Source organism: Sphingobacteriaceae bacterium (genome assembly GCA_002319075.1).
Taxonomy (GTDB): domain Bacteria; phylum Bacteroidota; class Bacteroidia; order B-17B0; family Aurantibacillaceae; genus Aurantibacillus.
The window spans coordinates 4,085,401-4,103,766 of sequence record NVQB01000001.1 but is presented as its reverse complement, the minus strand read 5'-3'; the positions used below and the strand labels follow the sequence as shown (position 1 = coordinate 4,103,766).

Genomic DNA, 18,366 nt, shown 5'->3' with positions numbered 1-18,366 from the left:
ACACACACAATGAGTAAAACTTATAAGGAAGAACTTATGCGGCAACAAAAGCTGCTGGACACAGTTATCAACCTGATAGTGGCTGCGACTATTATCTATATTGCACTGCTCTGAATTCATTTAATTTTCTTGTACTTTAGAGTTCCAGAAAACTAAAATGATTCAACGTATAATCCCTTCTTCCGGAAAATCTTTACCTGTTATTGGGCTCGGCACCTGGCAGAGCTTTGATGTGGCCAACGCCTCAGAAAATTCAGAACTTACTTCCGTTTTAACAGAGTTGCACGCTCAGGGAGGAAAACTTATCGATAGTTCTCCCATGTATGGAAAATCGGAAATGGCTATTGGTGATCTCACCGAAAAATTAGTTTTTAAAAATGATCTCTTTTATGCTACGAAAGTCTGGACCAATGGTCGTGACGCCGGAGTAAGACAGATGGAAGACTCCATGGAAAAGATGAACCGGAGCACTATGGATCTGATGCAAATTCATAACCTTACCGATTGGAAAACGCATCTTTCTACTTTGCGCGACTGGAAAGAAAAAGGAATTATTCATTACATAGGAATAACTCACTACACGGATAGCATGCATGAAGAACTAGAAAAAATTATCCGTAAAGAACCCATAGATTTTGTTCAGTTTAATTATTCCATCGATTCCCGTCACGCCGAAAAAAGAATCCTTGACGCCTCAGCCGATAATGGCGTCGCGACCCTTATAAACAGGCCTTTTGGAGAAGGGCGGCTTTTTCAATTGGTTAAGGACAAACAAATTCCTGAGTTTGCCAAAGAACTGGGAATAGAAAACTGGAGCGCTTATTTTTTAAAATTTCTTATGTCCCATCCTGCTGTAACTTGTGTTATTCCTGCAACTTCAAATCCCGCACACGCCAAAGATAATTTTACGGCCGGAAACGGAGAATTGCCGGATGCAGCAACACGAAAAAGAATGCTGACCTATTTAAACATGTAAAATTTCACCCCTCCTATGAATTCCAAAACAGATGTAATAATTATCGGCGCAGGACTTTCGGGACTTGTAGCAGCAAATGAACTTGCAGAAAAAGGAAAACGCGTGATCCTGATCGATCAGGAGGGAGAAAATAACATAGGAGGACAAGCCTTCTGGTCTTTTGGAGGATTATTTTTTATTGATTCTCCTTTGCAAAGAAGAATGGGAATTAAAGATAGTCTTGAACTCGCTACCAATGATTGGCTGGGCACAGCAGGGTTTGAAAGACATGAAGATCACTGGCCAAAAAAATGGGCCGAAGCTTACCTGCAATTTGCTGCAACAGAAAAATATTCCTGGCTCAAAGAAAAAGGCTTGAAATTTTTCCCTGTAGTGGGCTGGGCCGAGCGTGGTGGATATGGTGCCATTGGACATGGCAATTCAGTTCCACGTTTCCATGTAACCTGGGGAACAGGTCCGGGTGTGATCGCGCCTTTTGTAGAAGGCGTTAAAGCCGCTGCAAAGAAAGGACTCATAGAATTTAAATTCAGGCATCGTGTTACAAATTTAATAGTTGAGAACGGCGCTGTGAAGGGCGTAAGCGGAAGTGTTTTAGAAAATAAAAATGTTAAGCGGGGTGAAAAAAATTCGGAAAACATTCTTGGGGACTTTCATTTTGAAGCGCACTCTGTTATTATTACAAGTGGGGGTATCGGGGCGAACCATGATCTGGTAAGAAAAAACTGGCCGGAAAGATTAGGCAAAGCTCCCGAAACCATGTTGTCAGGCGTGCCGGAGCATGTGGACGGAAAAATGATTGGCATTGCAGAAAAATCAGGAGCTAACTCCATTAACGGAGATCGCATGTGGCATTATACAGAAGGTATAAAAAACTTTTCTCCCGTTTGGGAAAAACATGGCATTCGTATTTTACCCGGCCCATCGTCTTTGTGGTTTGACGCAAAAGGCAACAGATTCCCCGTGCCTTTATTTCCAGGCTTTGACACCTTAGGAACACTCAAACATATTCTATCGACAGGCTATGATTATTCCTGGTTTATTCTTACACAAAAAATAATTAAAAAAGAATTTGCTCTTTCTGGTTCCGAACAAAATCCGGATCTCACCGGTAAAAACATCAAACTCGTTTTAGGCAGAGCTTTCGGTAAAAAGGCCACCGGACCGGTAGAAGCCTTTAAAGAAAAAGGAGAAGACTTTGTAGTGGCAGACAATTTAAAAGACCTTGTTGCAGGCATGAACAGGCTTACAACAGAGCCTCTACTCGATTTCGAAAAAATAGAAAATGAAATTAAAGCCCGCGATAAACAACTCGACAATAAATTTTGTAAAGACTTGCAGATTGAAGCAATCAGAAATGCAAGGAATTATTTGGGAGACAAATTAATAAGAACGGCACCTTTACATAAAATCCTGGACCCAAAAGCCGGGCCACTCATTGCAGTGAAGTTACACATCCTTACCCGAAAATCTTTAGGAGGTTTAGAAACCAATTTAAACGCAGAAGTTTTTGGTAGAGACGGGAAAATAATTAAAGGTCTGTATGCCGCGGGTGAAGCCGCAGGTTTTGGTGGTGGTGGCATGCATGGTTACAGAGCATTGGAAGGAACTTTTTTAGGAGGCTGTATTTTTTCAGGAAGAACCGCTGCGAGAGCTATTCTTAATTCGTTAAGATAAGTTCTATTCGTGATGATCTTAATGACCCTTTGTGCTCTCAGTGTCTTAGTGGCTAAATATTTGTCAAAAGTGACTAATTATTTAGTTATTTTTAAAAATTATGTATATTTGACTTTCCATACATGACAACCAAAGAAAAAATAAAATCAAAAGCCGTAGAGATTTTTAATGAATCGGGTTATGGCTCTGTGAATTTATTTGAGCTCGCTAATGAGCTCGGTATCAGCAGGGGAAATATCACTTATCACTATAAAGACAAAGAAGCTTTACTGATAGCTATTGTGGATGAAATGTGGGAACGCATTAACCTTGTAAAGCAGAAAACACGTCAGTTTCCCTCCTTTCAAAATTTACGGGAAGAAATAAGGGTTTACATAAAATTTCAAAAAGAATATCCTTTTATTTTTCACGATAACCAGGTAATGAAACATGCTCATGTGAGCAAGATTTTCAAGACTATGGCTGACCGCAGTATTGAAGATTTTGAAGCAGCTATCACTTTTTCTATACAAGTAGGAAATATGAAAAAAGAGCCTATTCCCGGGGCCTATAACAACCTGGCAATTTCTACCTGGATGCTTTCTTTTTTCTGGACTGCGCAACAGACCATCCGTAAAGATAAAAACGAAGACAATTGCGAAAAAGTGATCTGGATAAATATCATCCCCTATTTTACTGAAAAAGGATTAGCCTCTTTTAAAAAATATTTTGGTATCAAATACTACAACAGTTTAGGAAAGGCATTTAATAAAAAAATAAATCAATTCGTTACGTTTTAAATTCCAGCTAATAACACACTAGACAAAAATTATGAAGACAAACTATTTCACAGAAGAACACAATTTGTTCAGAGAAGGAATCAGGGATTTCCTTGCCAAAGAAGTTGCCCCACGCGTTAACAAGTGGGAAGAAACCGGAAAAATTGACCGCGACATTTGGAAAAAAATGGGCGACATGGGTTATTTTGGTTTGGTTTATCCTGAACAATATGGTGGATTGGGTCTTGATCTTTTTTATACGACTATCTTCCTGGAAGAATTACAAGGTGTAAACTCAGGTGGATTTGCGGCTGCGATGTGGGCGCATTCTTATCTTGCCATGCAGCATTTAAATGCAGAAGGTGATGATCGTATTAAGCGCGAATATCTTGCTCCAAGTATTTCAGGAGATAAAATCGGTTGTCTTTGCATTACTGAACCCTTTGCTGGTTCTGACGTTGCAGGGATGAGAACTACCGCAATAAAAGATAAAGATGGTTACCTGATTAATGGATCAAAAACATTTATCACGAATGGTGTTTATAGCGATTACCTTGTTGTTGCTGCTAAAACAAGTTTAGATAAGGGCGCAAAAGGCATCAGTATTTTTATCATGGACCGTGCTACACCTGGTATCAGCGCTTCTAAACTCGATAAACTCGGCTGGAGAGCTTCTGACACGGGAGAAATTTCTTTCGATAACGTTCGTATTCCCGCAGAAAATTTAATGGGTGAAGAAGGAAAAGGGTTTCCCTATATCATGCAGCACTTTGCTCTTGAACGTCTCATCATGGCTATTAATGCGCATGCCGCCGCCGAGTGGGCACTTAACTACACAATTAAATACATGGGCGAACGTCAGGCGTTTGGAAAAACAATTGATAGTTTTCAGGTGTTGCGTCACCGCGTAGCTCAGATGGCTTCTCAAATAGAAATGCACAAACGTTTTAATTACAGTATTTGTCATCAACTTGTAGAGGGTGAATATCCTGTGAAAGAAGCGAGCATGGCAAAAATGCTTTCTACGGCAATGTCCGACGAAGTAATGACAACTTGTTTGCAAGCATTGGGCGGATACGGTTATATGGAAGAATATCCTTTAGCACGCATGTTCCGTGACAGCCGACTCGGACCAATAGGTGGCGGTACTTCAGAGATCTTGGCAGAAGTAATCGCTAAAATGGTAATTGATAAAAAAGAATATCAACCTTCATTTTCAAAACATATGTAACATGGCAAAAACAGCATTCATCACCGGCGCAAGTCGCGGTATTGGAAGAGAGATAGCTCTTGGCCTGGCGAAAAAAGGTTACAACATTGTTATTGCAGCCAAGACTACCGATCCGAATCCGAAAATTCCAGGGACAATTTATTCTGTTGCTGAGGAGGTCGAAAAAGCCGGTGTGAAAGCTTTGCCATTGCAGGTTGACATTCGTGATGAAGCAAACGTTGTTGCCGCTGTTGAAAAAGTAAAATCAACATTTGGCCACATTGATATACTTGTAAATAATGCTTCCGCCATCAATCTCTCTTCCACAGAGGAGTTAGAAATGAAGCGATACGACTTAATGCACAACATTAATGTAAGAGGAACTTTTATGGTTTCTAAATATTGTATTCCCCTACTGAAAGAATCCGGGAATCCACATATCCTTACCTTGTCGCCACCTTTAAATCTTGACCCGAAATGGTTTGGAAAACACCTGGCTTATACCATGGCTAAGTATGGCATGAGTATGACAGTTCTTGGTCTTGCTGAAGAATTAAAAAAATATAAAATAGGTGTTAATGCTCTGTGGCCGCGAACGACGATAGCCACAGCCGCTGTGCAGAATCTATTGGGTGGCGATGCCTTGATAAACAAAAGCCGCACGCCAGAAATTATGGCAGATGCGGCGCTTCTTATTTTCGAGAAAAACAGCACATCCACAACCGGAAACTTTTTTATTGATGAAGAAATTCTCAGAGAAAATGGCGTAACGGATTTTAGTAAATATGCTATCAATCCCAATGAAAAATTGATGATTGATTTGTTTCTTTAGTTCTCGACTACGCTCGAACTGACATCGACCGTCCATCAGCTGGCCTTAACATCCACTGGATGTTGATCCTGCCCGAACTGACATCGACCGTCCATCAGCTGGCCTTAACATCCACTGGATGTTGATCCTGCCCGAACTGACATCGACCGTCCACCAGCTGGCCTTAACATCCACTGGATGTTGATCCTGCCCGAACTGACATCGACCGTCCATCAGCTGGCCTTAACATCCACTGGATGTTGATCCTGCCCGAACTGACATCGACCGTCCATCAGCTGGCCTTAACATCCACTGGATGTTGATCCTGCCCGAACTGACATCGACCGTCCACCAGCTGGCCTTAACATCCACTGGATGTTGATCCTGCCCGAACTGACATCGACCGTCCATCAGCTGGCCTTAACATCCACTGGATGTTGATCCTGCCCGAACTGACATCGACCGCCCATCAGCTGGCCTTAACATCCACTGGATGTTGATCCTGCCCGAACTGACTTCGACCGCCCTTCAGCTGGCCTTAACATCCACTGGATGTTGATCCTGCCCGAACTGACATCGACCGTCCATCAGCTGGCCTTAACATCCACTGGATGTTGATCCTGCCCGAACTGACATCGACCGCCCTTCAGCTGGCCTTAATATCCACTGGATGTTGATCCTTCCCGAACTGACATCGACGTGCTCGAACCGACATCAACTGCCACCGATGTCACTTCGAGCAGCCTGTCACATGCCTGCAGCATCGGGATGGCTTTGGGATAGTCGGGAAGATCATTAGAGCTTTTGGCCCGCGCATGCAAAGGTCACAGCCTTTATTTTCAGCTCTAAAAACCAATAGTGGCACGACTATTGACTTTATTTAAGTACAAAACACAGTTTAATTTTTTGATGCGTTTGAATCCCCTGTTGAAAAGCCTTTAGCCCTAACAACAAAATGGATCCATCTGGCCAGGAATTATTCTGATGAAAAAGTGGGGAAAATTGGGGTTATTTGTCCCCGACCCCAATTAGTTGAGTACTTATGATCAAATTAAAAATAATACTTTGCAGTACAAGACCCGGCAGAAAAGGACCGGCAGTTGCAGACTGGATTCTCAAAATTACCAAGGATTCCAAAAAATTTAAGATCGATTTTATTGATCTTAAAGAAGAAAATCTTCCTTTTCATAATGAGCCAGAAATGCCGGCTTTGCAAAAATACAAACACCAGCGTACGAAAAAATGGAGCAAAAAAATCAATGCGGGAGAAGCCTTTATTTTCGTTCATCCTGAGTACAATCACGGTTATTCTGCCCCTTTAAAAAACGCTCTCGATTTTCTTTTCAAAGAATGGAATTATAAACCTGTAGCTTTCGTAAGTTACGGAGGAGTTGCAGGCGGAAGCAGAGCTTCTGAAATGTTGATACCGGTGGTTACAGCGCTTAAGATGATGCCTTTGACCGAATCGCTTTACCTACCAAATTTTGGCAAATATTTTAATGAAGAAGGAAAATTTATTCCGGGTATGGATAGTTTAAAAGCTGCTAATGTTATGCTGGATGAACTTGAAAAGTGGGCCATTGGGCTAAACAAAATGAGAACCTTGAAATAAGGACGAAATTGGGCTACCGACCAAAACACACTCTGAGAACAAAGCACACATCAAAATTTGACAAGCGTAAAAAATAATAGATCAAAAGGAAAAAGAATTACAATCATTATTCTTAAGACCATTTTGTGGATCGTAGCTACACCAATAGTGCTGGTACTTATTATTTTTATTACACTACAATTTCCTAAAGCGCAAAAATTTGTCACCGGAAAAGCTACCGACTATCTTTCAAAAAAAATAAAAACAAAGGTGGAGTTGGGAAATATCACGATTGCTTTTCCTAAATCTGTGTCGCTTACCGATCTATACATCGAAGATGAAAAGAACGACACACTGCTTTATAGCCATTCCCTCAAAGTGGATGTTAACCTGTGGGATCTGATAGATAAAAAAATAGTGCTTAATTCTGTAGAGCTTGAAACTTTAACTGCACATCTTTACAGAGAGCTACCCGGTGGAAAATTTAATTTTAGTTTTATTCCGGCTGCATTTGCTTCTGCTGAGAAAGATTCTTCGGCAGATACCGATACAACAAGCCAACCAATAATTTTCTCCATTAAAAATATTTCTCTCAAGAATATTTATTTCACCTTTCACGATAAATCCAGCGGCATGAACGCTGATTTAAACCTTGGAAGTTTTGAAACGCATATCGACGAATTTGATCTGAATAAAAAGATCATACATGTCAATACCATTGATCTAAAAAGCACTAAAGCTTTCGTCACACGCGAAAAACCGCTTCAAACAGCAAAAGACACAAGCGCATCTGAGCCATTCGATTTTGAGATTGGTCTTAACAAATTAAAGTTAGAAAGCATACAGGCAACTTACAAAGACAAGAGCAGCGGTCAGGATCTCGCAGTAGTGCTTGGTGAATTTTTATTGGACGTTAAGAAAATAGATCTTAAAAAAGAAAAAATAGATCTGAATAAACTGGCCCTGAAAAATACAGCTATTTATTATACACAAAATAAAATCGCGATACAGGATACTATTGCCAAGGCTGTTGAAGAACAGGTCTCAGGTAAATCACCAGACTGGACCGTGACCTTGAACACACTTGATCTTGACCAAAACACCTTAGGTTATGATAACAGAAATACCCCCGTCCAAAAAAACGTATTAGATTTTAATCATCTAGATGTAAGTAATTTTACATTTAAGGGAAATGACCTTTATGCCAATGTCAAAAAAATAGATTTTAATTTAAAAGATCTGCACTTCAACGAACAAAGTGGTTTCCAGTTAAAAAAGTTTCAAGCTAAAATCAGTTACGATACAACCCATGCCGAATTAAAAAACCTCGACCTGCAAATAAATAACAGTAGAATTACAGATCATCTTGCTCTCTCCTACCCCTCATTGAAAGCTTTGGGAGACTCAATAAACAAGCTGGGTTTGCAGGCGGAATTTAAAAACACAAGCATTGCATTCAAAGACATTTTATATTTTTCTCCCGATCTTTTGAAAAAACTCCCGCTAAAAGGAGAAACTCAAAATGCTGTTGTGAATTTGTCAGGTAAAATTGAAGGAAAACTAAATGACCTCAATTTTACAAAACTGGAAATAAAGACAAAAGAAAGTACTTCTTTGAAACTCCATGGGACCTTGAAAAATGTCATCGATCCTGAAAATTTATACGCCTCTGCAGCGTTCGAAATCACAAGCACAAAAAAAGATATTGAGAGTCTGGTTCTGGATTCCCTGATTCCAAAAACAATCAGCATTCCCGAAAATTTAAGTTTAAAGGGAACTTACAAGGGTTATGTCAAAAATTTTGATGCTGATCTTGCTGTAAAAACATCTTTTGGAGATCTCGCTGCCAATGTAAAAATGAATCCAAAAGCAGGAAATAAGGAGCAACCTTATTCTGGAAAAATAGATATCAACGCATTTGACTTCGGAAAATTATTAAATCAATCAAAAACGATTGGCCCGGTAACGCTCACAGCTTCTGTGAAAGGAAGCGGGTTTGATACCAGCAACATAAATGCAGAACTGCATGTGGGCCTTCTTAAAGCGTTTTTAAAAAACTATGAATACAAAAATTTCAATCTTGACGGAACAATAAATAAAAAATCGTTTAACGGAACCGCTTCCATGAAAGACGATAACCTCGCCTTTGAATTCAAAGGGCACGTAGATATAGAGCAAACGCATCCTAAATATACTTTTACTTTAGATTTAAAAGGAGCCGACTTAAAAGCCTTAAATCTGTCGGAAACAGATTTGCGTGTGAGTGCGCTCATTCAATCAGACATTGGAAGTGAACCCGGCCGGAATGCCACCGGCACCGCAAGTATTAGAAATGCTTTGGTTATACGTAACAACAAAAAATACCCCATTGATTCCATTGTAGTGATCTCAGAGTTTAAAGAGGGTGTTTCTGATTTGCGTTTGCGTTCAGAAATCATGAATGCTAATTTTACCGGCGACATTCTCTTCGCAGAACTTCCCTATGTTTTGAAACAGCACCTAGGCAATTATTTTAATATGCAGGATGGCGCCCCGGCACAAAAACTTACTAAACAAAAATTCAATTTCGATCTCACTATCAATGATCCCTATACAATAACCGAAAATTTTGTACCCCAACTGGAAAAACTAAGTGCCATTGCCATTAAAGGTTCTTACAACAGCGAGGCAAAAGATATTATTTTGAATGTGGATGTTCCGCAAGTAAAGTACTCTGGAATTATACTAGATAGTTTGAGGTTTGATATTAAGTCTGATCCTCAAAAACTAAATTATGCCCTAACTCTTGCAGAAGTTTCGAATCCTACTTTAAAATTTGAAAACGTTTATTTTGGAGGTGAACTAAAAAACAACACTCTCGGTTTTCAATTTAATATTGCAAAAGACGACAGTGCAAAACTTTTTGCTATTGGCGGCGTTTTAAAAAGCTTGAATAAAGATTTTGAATTAAAATTAGATCCCAAGTTAATTTTGGACGCCGAAAACTGGTCTATTGACAAGGCTAACTACCTGCATTTTGGAAAAGAAGGCATGTATGCCAATAATGTAGTGCTATCCAATGGTCCGCAGTCGCTTGGCGTAAATAGCAAAGAAAAAAAACCACAAAGCCCTTTAGAAATAACTTTCAAAAACTTTGAAATTACTACGCTCTCACGCATGATGGAGAATAAAAAAGAGCTCGCAAAGGGAACTATAAATGGAAACGTTATTCTTGAGAAACAAAATAACGCTTCAGCTTTTAAATCAGACCTTGTTATAAAAGATTTTGTCTTTCAATCAGTACCTGTTGGAACTATAAAGTTAAAAGCTAGTAATTACGAAGATCCTGCAAAATATGATGTTGAGCTCAATGTTCAGGGCAACGGTAACGACATCGCTATGAAAGGATTTTACAGAGCCTCAAAAACAAACGATCTTGATATGATAGTGGACATTCGAAATCTTAGCCTTGCGAGTGTGGAACCTTTCACTTTTGGCCAGCTTACAAATATGTCGGGAAACATTAATGGAAAATTAAATGTAAAAGGTCCCGCCACGCTGCCCGGAATAGAAGGCTCTCTTCGATTTAAGGACGCAGGTTTCAGACCAAAATTCATTGACTCTTACCTCAAGGTCACAGATTCGAAAATAGATTTTGTATCTAAAAAAATACAATTCAATAATTTTACACTAAAAGACACTTTAGATCATACTGCTACTTTAAATGGAGATATAGACATTCGCGATCTGAAAAACATAGAACTGGATTTGCGTTTGAAAACAAACGATTTCCTGGCTTTGAACACTACGCGTGAAGACAATCCTTTATATTATGGTAAGATTATTCTGGACAGCGATATCAAAATCAAAGGAACAACAGATGCGCCAACGGTAGACGCGAAAATAAAATTGAACAAAGGCTCGTCTGTTACTTATGTGAAACCAGAAAGTCAGGTGAGTAAAAACGAGAGCAAAGGTGTGGTTGAATTTATTAATCCTTCCGAAAAAGACATCAGCATTATGGCGCGTCGCAACGATTCGATAGACGCTGATTCCAAAATAAAAGGCATTGAATTAAATGCTTCTGTAAACTTTGACAAATCGGTACAGTTAAAAATGATTGTAGACCGTAGTACAGGAGATTCTCTGTATATCACGGGTGGTGGACTTTTAGACTTTGGGTTGGATCGCAGCGGTAAAACAAGTCTCTCGGGTAAATACAATATTGAAGACGGAGGCTATTTTTTATCTCTGGAAAACGTTGTAAAAAGAAGTTTTAAAATCCAACCTGGAAGTTCGGTTACCTGGTCGGGCGATCCTTTGGATGCTTATGTAGATTTAACCGCCATATACACGATTAAAACATCACCATTAGATTTAGTGCAAAATGAATTAGCAGGACTTTCTGAAATGGAGAAAAATAAATACAGAAATCTGCTGACTTTTATGGTGTACCTAAAAATGAATGGATTTCTGTCATCGCCTGAAATAAGTTTCGATATTGAGCTGGCGCCGGGCGACCGCGGCGCATTGAATGGAGCGGTAAATACAAAACTTGCAAATTTGCGCGAAGACGAAACACAATTAAATAAACAAGTATTTGCCTTACTTACTTTACGAAGATTTATAGGTGAGAATCCTTTAGAGAGCAGCGGCGGCGGCGGACTGTCTTCTACCTCCAGGTCTACAGCCAGTAAAGCTCTTACACAACAATTAAGTTCGCTCTCTGATAAATATGTCAATTTTGTAAATCTTGATCTGGGTGTTAATTCCTTTGAAGATTATTCTACAGGACAAGCAGAAGGCCGAACACAATTACAAGTAGGTGTTTCCAAACAATTGTTCAATGAGAAAGTAACTGTGCGTGTTGGGGGGAATGTTGACCTTGAAGGAGAAAAAGCATCTCAAAATTCAGCCAATGATGTGGCTGGAAACATCAGCATTGACTACAAACTTACAGAAGATGGCCGTTATAAATTAGAAGCTTCCCGCGAAAATCAATATGAAAATCCAATTGAAGGAGAATTAACCAAAACCGCTGCGGGAGTAGTTTATACCAGAAATTTCAACACCTTCAAACAATTATTTTCAAAACCAAAAAAAGAAAAGGAAAGAAAGGAAATGAAACGTCTGAAGAAAAAAGAGAAGTTGGAAAAAGAAAAACAGGAAAAAAAGGAGCAACAGGAAGCGCAAAAACAAGCAACTGAAAATTTATAAGTGACAAGAATTTTTAAAATATTTCTTTTAGTGGGAATGATCCTTTTTTCTGCACGCTGCAATACAACAAAGTATTTAAAGCCTGGCGAAAAACTATACACTGGAGCCAAAATAACCGTGAATTCAAATGATCAGGTTAATAAAAAACAAATAAAATCAGAAATGGAAAAGGTTTTGAGGCCAAAACCGAATCAAACCATTTTAGGAATTCGTTTTAAACTTTGGTTTTACTACAAGGCCGGCGAAAACCCTAAAAAGAAATTTAAAAAAATGATCAAAAATAAAATTGGTGAACCACCTGTTTTATATGATCCCGGAAATCCAACGGTAGTGTCGGATATCATGGTAAACCGTTTAAATAACCTGGGTTATTTTGATGCCAATTCCCGTTTTGAAGTAAAGGAAAAAGAGAAAACGGTTTCTGTAAATTATACGGTGATGGTCACCAAACCTTACTCCATCAACCAGGCCGTTTTTCCTGAAGAAAAAGACGAAATGAGTATCAGAGTTAAAGATACTGAATCAGAAACTTTTATAAAACCTGGTGTACAATATAACCTTGATCTGTTAAAAGGAGAACGTTCGCGCATTGACGCCGCTGTGAAAAATGAAGGGTTTTATTATTTCAATCCAGATTACATTTTATTTAAAGCAGATACAAATCTTAGAAATAAAACTATTAATGTAAAAGTAACTTTAAAAAAAGATATTCCGTACAAAGCTACCGTGCGCTACTATCTCAACAACATCTACATTAATCCTTCTTTCCGCCTTAAGGATACAGTAACCAGGGCGATAAGTGACACTGTGAAAATTGATGGGTATTATTATTTGAATAAAGACAGTATGTTTATTCCAACTGCGGTAACACGACATGTGTTTTTGCGCAAGAATGATCCTTACAGTCGTAAAGCCTATAGTTTAACGGTAAGCCGTTTAATGGGAATGGGCGTTTTTCGCTACGTTAACGTGCGTTTTACCGATACTATTATGGATGGTGTTGGAAGGTTAAACGTGTATATTAATATGACTCCCACACCACGCAGATCTCTGCAATTAGAAGTGGAAGCCGTAACAAAATCTAATAACTACACTGGTCCGGCTCTTACTGCGAGTTATAAAAACAGAAACTTATTCAGGGGAGCCGAATTACTTATCCTCAACCTGAATACCAATTACGAAACTCAATTCTCGGGCGCGCAAAAAGGACTGAACTCTTATGAAGTCGGTGCTAACACGCAGCTTTACCTTCCGCAATTTGTCATTCCTTTTGTTACTATAAAAAATGTTTCCACACAATTTGTTCCCCGCACAAAATTCGACCTTGGCTTCCGTAATTTAAACCGGGTACAATACTTTAACATGAATGCGGTTAACTTTTCTTACGGTTATACATGGAAAGAAACCATTCGCAAAGAGCACGAATTAAATCCTATCGCGATTAATTTTGCCCGCCTTATAAATACCACCAAAATATTTGACGACCTCCTTATTGAAAATCCATTTTTAAGACAAAGCTTTGAAGAGCAATTTACATTAGGAGGAAATTATGCTTTCACTTACAATTCACTTGTGAATAGCTCACTGCAGCATCAGTATTATTTTAATATCACTGCCGACATCTCCGGAAACAGCGCTTATTTCATTCAGAGATTGGCCACGGGCAGAAGGCCCTCCGAAGATAATCCCTATACTTTGTTTGGTTACAGATATTCTCAATATTCAAAAATCTCAACCGACGGACGCTACCATTATATCATCAATAAAAACAGTAACGTCGCCACCCGCGTTCTCGCCGGGGCAGGCATCCCGTATGGCAACTCACGAACCATGCCATACATCAAACAGTTCTTCAGCGGCGGATCTAACAGTATCCGTGCTTTTTTACCCCGTACAGTTGGTCCGGGAATTTATAGAAAACCAGATAGTTTACGCAACAAAGCTTTTCTAGACCAGGCAGGTGACATTAAATTTGAGGCAAATGCTGAATACCGTTTTACCATCATTAGCGTTTTAAAAGGAGCCGTGTTTCTCGATGCCGGCAATATCTGGCTGCTTCACAAAAACAACGAACAACCGGGTGGCGAATTTAATTTCAGTACTTTCTACAAACAACTTGCCCTGGGCACTGGATTTGGTTTACGTCTCGACATCACCTATTTTGTATTGCGTTTCGATTTAGGTATGCCTTTGCGCAGACCATACGTGCAGGAAAATAATGGCTGGGTGGTGAAGCAGATTAATTTCCGCGATAGAGCCTGGAGAGGCCAGAACCTTGTGCTTAACATTGCCATTGGCTATCCTTTCTAGGCTGTGAATTTATTTTCCTCAAGGAAATGAAAAACAATTGCCAATGCCTGTTAATTCGGCATACAAATCCTTCTTAATAAGTCATTTAGACAGGTGAAAATGGAAAAACCGGACTAAATTTCAGTACTTTTTCTCTGGAACAAAATGTGATTGTCTCTTATAAAAAATAGCAGTTATGAACCTTAACAATTATACAATTAAATCGCAGGAAGCCATCCAACAGGCTGTGCAGCTCAGCACCAATAACGGACAGCAAGCCATTGAACCTGCACATATATTAAAAGGAATACTGGAAGTAGATGAAAACGTAACCCCTTTTATTCTAAAAAAATTAAACGTCAACCCTTCCTCCTTTGGCAAGATGGTGGATAGTGTTATCAACTCTTATCCCAAAGTTAGCGGCGGGCAACCCCATTTATCCGTAGCTGCAAACAAAGCTATGGCAAAGGCTACCACTTACTTAAAAGAGTACAACGATGAGTTTGTATCTATAGAACATTTGTTACTAGGTTTATTACACGCTGGTGACAGCACTTCAAATCTCATGAAAGACGCGGGTTTGAAAGAAAAAGAAGTCAAAGCTGCCATTACCGAATTAAGAAAAGGCGAACGTGTTACAAGTCAGTCTGCCGAAGAAACTTACAACTCTTTAAATAAATACGCGATCAATTTAAATCAACAGGCACAAAACGGAAAACTGGATCCGGTGATTGGAAGAGACGAAGAGATTCGCCGCGTACTACAAATTTTATCGCGCCGTACAAAAAACAATCCCATCCTTGTAGGTGAACCTGGCGTTGGTAAAACAGCTATAGCAGAAGGACTCGCGCATAGAATTATTAACGGTGACGTACCCGAAAATTTAAAAACAAAACAGGTTTTTTCTTTAGACATGGGCGCTTTAATTGCAGGTGCCAAATTTAAAGGGGAGTTTGAAGAGCGTTTAAAATCGGTTGTAAAAGAGGTGACCGGTGCCGATGGGGAAATTATTTTATTCATTGATGAGATCCATACTTTGGTGGGTGCCGGCGGGGGTGGCGAAGGTGCGATGGATGCAGCAAATATCTTGAAACCTGCTTTAGCACGCGGTGAATTAAGAGCAATAGGTGCTACGACTTTAAATGAGTATCAAAAATATTTTGAAAAAGACAAAGCTTTAGAACGTCGTTTTCAAAAAGTAATGGTAGATGAACCGAGTGCAGAAGATGCCATTTCTATTTTGCGTGGAATTAAAGAAAAATACGAAACGCATCATCATGTGCGTATTAAAGACGAAGCCATTATCGCAGCAGTTGAATTATCGCAGCGCTATATCAACGACCGTTTTCTTCCAGATAAAGCTATTGACTTAATGGACGAAGCAGCGTCTAAATTAAGAATGCAGATCAACTCTATGCCAATTGAATTAGACGAAGTGGAAAGAAAAATCATGCATGTGGAAATTGAACGTGAAGCAATAAAACGTGAAAATGCAGATGATAAGGTAAAAGAACTAAATAAAGAAATCGCTGAACTACAAGATAAACGTTCGGCCCTGAGAGCTCGCTGGCAATCGGAAAAAGAGATGATCGACAATGTACAGAAGATCAAAGCTGAAATTGAAGATCTTAAAACGCAGGCTAACAACCTCGAAAAGCAAGGCGACTACGGTAAGGTGGCAGAAATTCGTTATGGTAAGATAAAAGATGCTGAAGCTAAATTGGTAGCCTTCGAAAGTACTTTGCAAACCGCTAAAGACAGTGGCTCGCAATTATTAAAAGAGGAAGTGGATAGCGAAGATATTGCCTCCGTAATTAGCGCTTGGACGGGAATTCCGGTAAAAAGTATGCTGCAAAGCGAAAAAGATAAATTACTGAACCTGGAAGTGGAACTACACAAACGCGTGGTAGGCCAGCACGAAGCCATCGAAAGTATTTCAGACGCTGTGCGCAGAAGTCGCGCCGGCTTGCAGGATGCTAAACGCCCGATTGGTTCTTTTATTTTCTTAGGAACTACCGGTGTTGGTAAAACAGAATTAGCAAAAGCATTGGCCGATTTTTTATTCAACAATGATAATGCAATGACGCGTATCGACATGAGCGAATACCAGGAACGTCACGCCGTAAGCCGCTTAATAGGCTCGCCTCCAGGTTATGTGGGTTATGAAGAAGGTGGACAATTAACGGAAGCAGTGCGCAGAAAACCATACAGTGTTGTGTTGTTAGATGAGATAGAAAAAGCGCATCCTGATGTTTTTAATATTTTATTGCAGGTTTTAGATGACGGACGTTTAACCGATAACAAAGGAAGAACGGTGAATTTTAAAAACACCATCATTATCATGACCAGTAACATTGGTTCGCATTTGATTCAGGAAAATTTTGAAAAGATGACTGAAATTAACAGAGATGAAGTTTTAGCAAAAACAAAATCTGAGGTTTATGACCTTTTGAAAAAATCTATCCGCCCAGAATTTTTGAACAGGATTGATGAAGTGATTATGTTCGAACCGTTAAACAGGGAAAATGTTTCTGAAATTGTGAAAATTCAGTTTGAAGGCATTCGCAAACAATTGGCTGAACAAAATCTGAAAATTTCGGCTACCGACGAAGCCCTCGATTGGCTGGCCCAACTTGGATACGACCCTCAGTTCGGCGCAAGACCCGTGAAACGTGTGATGCAAAAACAAATTCTAAATGAATTATCAAAACAATTGCTTGCTGGAAAAGTGAACAAGGACAATGAGATAATTTTAGATATGTTTGATAATACATTGGTTTTCAGAAACCAATCTGTACCAACAGTCTAATGTAGTTTATACAGGAAAAATTGAAGGAAAGGCTCTGCCTTTCCTTTTTTTATTTAGGGAAACGGGTTAAAACTCCATTGAAAGTTAAGCCATTTTTAATTACACGCTTTTTGTGAATTAAATTCTGGTTTATTCGACGAAAGTCCCTTGTATGAAAGATTTAAAAGGATATTTTTACCGCTCTAAACCTAAAAAAAACCTATGAAAAAAATTATTTTGGCAGTGTGCTGTGTGGCAGCTTTAGCTTCGTGTAAAAAAACAACCGGACCAGAGGGTCCACAAGGTCCTGCCGGTCCGCAAGGCCCCGCAGGTTCAGGCAGTGGTGCCGGAACCGGAATTGTAACTGGTAAAGTGAAACAGTACGACCAATACAATGTTCAATATACCACAAATCTAAATACAACTACAGTAAGCGTTGAAGGAACTACCATTTCCACTGTAACAGACGCGAGCGGGAATTACACCCTCACTAATGTTGGCGCAGGTGTGCTGGATCTGGTTTACGACAGGCCTAATTCAGGACTTAACAAGATCAATCAAATAGTTTTTGCAGGAGCAGGAACCTTATATATGAATGAAAATGTTTACGATAAAGCCTCTTACACATTCACAGGCGGCTATGCCAGAGACACCACGCAGTTTTCAAATTCTGGAGTACTTACCAGATTATATTACGCGACCAATACTAAACAAAGAGCTGCTGTAGCACTTTTTGGCAAGACAGCTTCCGTGGATATTTCAGATCCTTCTACCTATGAATTTGATTACTACATGAACATCCCAGCCAATACAACTACCTCGTACCAGATGTTCAACTACGGTAATGGTGGTTTTAATACGTTCAATAGCGGCGATATTATTTATGTTAAGATTTATCCAATGTCAAACACCGGTTCGGGGTATTACAACTACGTTTTAAATAAACAAGTTCTTACGGGCGGCGGTACACCAATACCTACAACCTTTACCATTACAAAACCTTAATATTTTCTATATTTTTAAAAGGCATGGGGACAATTCCTCATGCTTTTTTATTTTAACCACTTGTAAGA

Annotated in this window: 10 protein-coding genes; all 10 read left to right on the top strand. The window is 39.4% G+C overall.

Annotation, left to right across the window (positions count from 1 at the left end; genetic code table 11):
- The first annotated feature begins 157 nt into the window (after nucleotides 1-157).
- The 10 genes from CNR22_17655 (at nucleotide 158) to CNR22_17610 (ending at nucleotide 18,298) form a co-directional block, all read left to right on the top strand.
- Nucleotides 158-976: an aldo/keto reductase gene (locus tag CNR22_17655; protein PBQ33525.1), complete on the top strand. Its 819-nt coding sequence runs from the start codon at nucleotides 158-160 to the stop codon at nucleotides 974-976.
- Between the two features lie 15 nt (nucleotides 977-991).
- Complete coding sequence (locus CNR22_17650) at nucleotides 992-2,650, top strand: FAD-binding dehydrogenase (GenBank protein PBQ33524.1); 1,659 nt, start codon at nucleotides 992-994, stop codon at nucleotides 2,648-2,650.
- Between the two features lie 122 nt (nucleotides 2,651-2,772).
- Nucleotides 2,773-3,429, top strand: a complete 657-nt coding sequence (locus tag CNR22_17645; GenBank protein PBQ33523.1) for a hypothetical protein — start codon at nucleotides 2,773-2,775, stop codon at nucleotides 3,427-3,429.
- A 31-nt stretch (nucleotides 3,430-3,460) separates the two neighbouring features.
- Entirely contained in the window at nucleotides 3,461-4,639 is a 1,179-nt protein-coding gene (locus CNR22_17640) for an acyl-CoA dehydrogenase (GenBank protein PBQ33522.1), read from the top strand.
- A 1-nt stretch (nucleotide 4,640) separates the two neighbouring features.
- The gene (locus tag CNR22_17635; GenBank protein PBQ33521.1) at nucleotides 4,641-5,450 is read left to right on the top strand and encodes a short chain dehydrogenase; all 810 of its coding nucleotides are present in this window, start codon (nucleotides 4,641-4,643) and stop codon (nucleotides 5,448-5,450) included.
- Between the two features lie 1,021 nt (nucleotides 5,451-6,471).
- Nucleotides 6,472-7,041, top strand: a complete 570-nt coding sequence (locus CNR22_17630; GenBank protein PBQ33520.1) for an NADPH-dependent FMN reductase — start codon at nucleotides 6,472-6,474, stop codon at nucleotides 7,039-7,041.
- 57 nt (nucleotides 7,042-7,098) lie between these two features.
- Nucleotides 7,099-12,216, top strand: a complete 5,118-nt coding sequence (locus CNR22_17625) for a hypothetical protein (GenBank protein PBQ33519.1) — start codon at nucleotides 7,099-7,101, stop codon at nucleotides 12,214-12,216.
- The gene (locus CNR22_17620; GenBank protein ID PBQ33518.1) at nucleotides 12,217-14,526 is read left to right on the top strand and encodes a hypothetical protein; all 2,310 of its coding nucleotides are present in this window, start codon (nucleotides 12,217-12,219) and stop codon (nucleotides 14,524-14,526) included.
- Between the two features lie 175 nt (nucleotides 14,527-14,701).
- The gene (gene clpB / locus CNR22_17615; GenBank protein ID PBQ33517.1) at nucleotides 14,702-17,314 is read left to right on the top strand and encodes an ATP-dependent chaperone ClpB; all 2,613 of its coding nucleotides are present in this window, start codon (nucleotides 14,702-14,704) and stop codon (nucleotides 17,312-17,314) included.
- 201 nt (nucleotides 17,315-17,515) lie between these two features.
- Nucleotides 17,516-18,298, top strand: a complete 783-nt coding sequence (locus tag CNR22_17610) for a hypothetical protein (GenBank protein PBQ33516.1) — start codon at nucleotides 17,516-17,518, stop codon at nucleotides 18,296-18,298.
- The last annotated feature ends 68 nt before the right edge of the window (nucleotides 18,299-18,366 follow it).

Bases quoted from the DNA above. Each gene is read 5' to 3' on its own strand.
- CNR22_17640 (PBQ33522.1), top strand. From the start codon at position 3,461: ATGAAGACAAACTATTTCACAGAAGAACACAATTTGTTCAGAGAAGGA.
- clpB (PBQ33517.1), top strand. From the start codon at position 14,702: ATGAACCTTAACAATTATACAATTAAATCGCAGGAAGCCATCCAACAG.
- CNR22_17645 (PBQ33523.1), top strand. From the start codon at position 2,773: ATGACAACCAAAGAAAAAATAAAATCAAAAGCCGTAGAGATTTTTAAT.
- CNR22_17635 (PBQ33521.1), top strand. From the start codon at position 4,641: ATGGCAAAAACAGCATTCATCACCGGCGCAAGTCGCGGTATTGGAAGA.
- CNR22_17610 (PBQ33516.1), top strand. From the start codon at position 17,516: ATGAAAAAAATTATTTTGGCAGTGTGCTGTGTGGCAGCTTTAGCTTCG.
- CNR22_17655 (PBQ33525.1), top strand. From the start codon at position 158: ATGATTCAACGTATAATCCCTTCTTCCGGAAAATCTTTACCTGTTATT.
- CNR22_17630 (PBQ33520.1), top strand. From the start codon at position 6,472: ATGATCAAATTAAAAATAATACTTTGCAGTACAAGACCCGGCAGAAAA.
- CNR22_17650 (PBQ33524.1), top strand. From the start codon at position 992: ATGAATTCCAAAACAGATGTAATAATTATCGGCGCAGGACTTTCGGGA.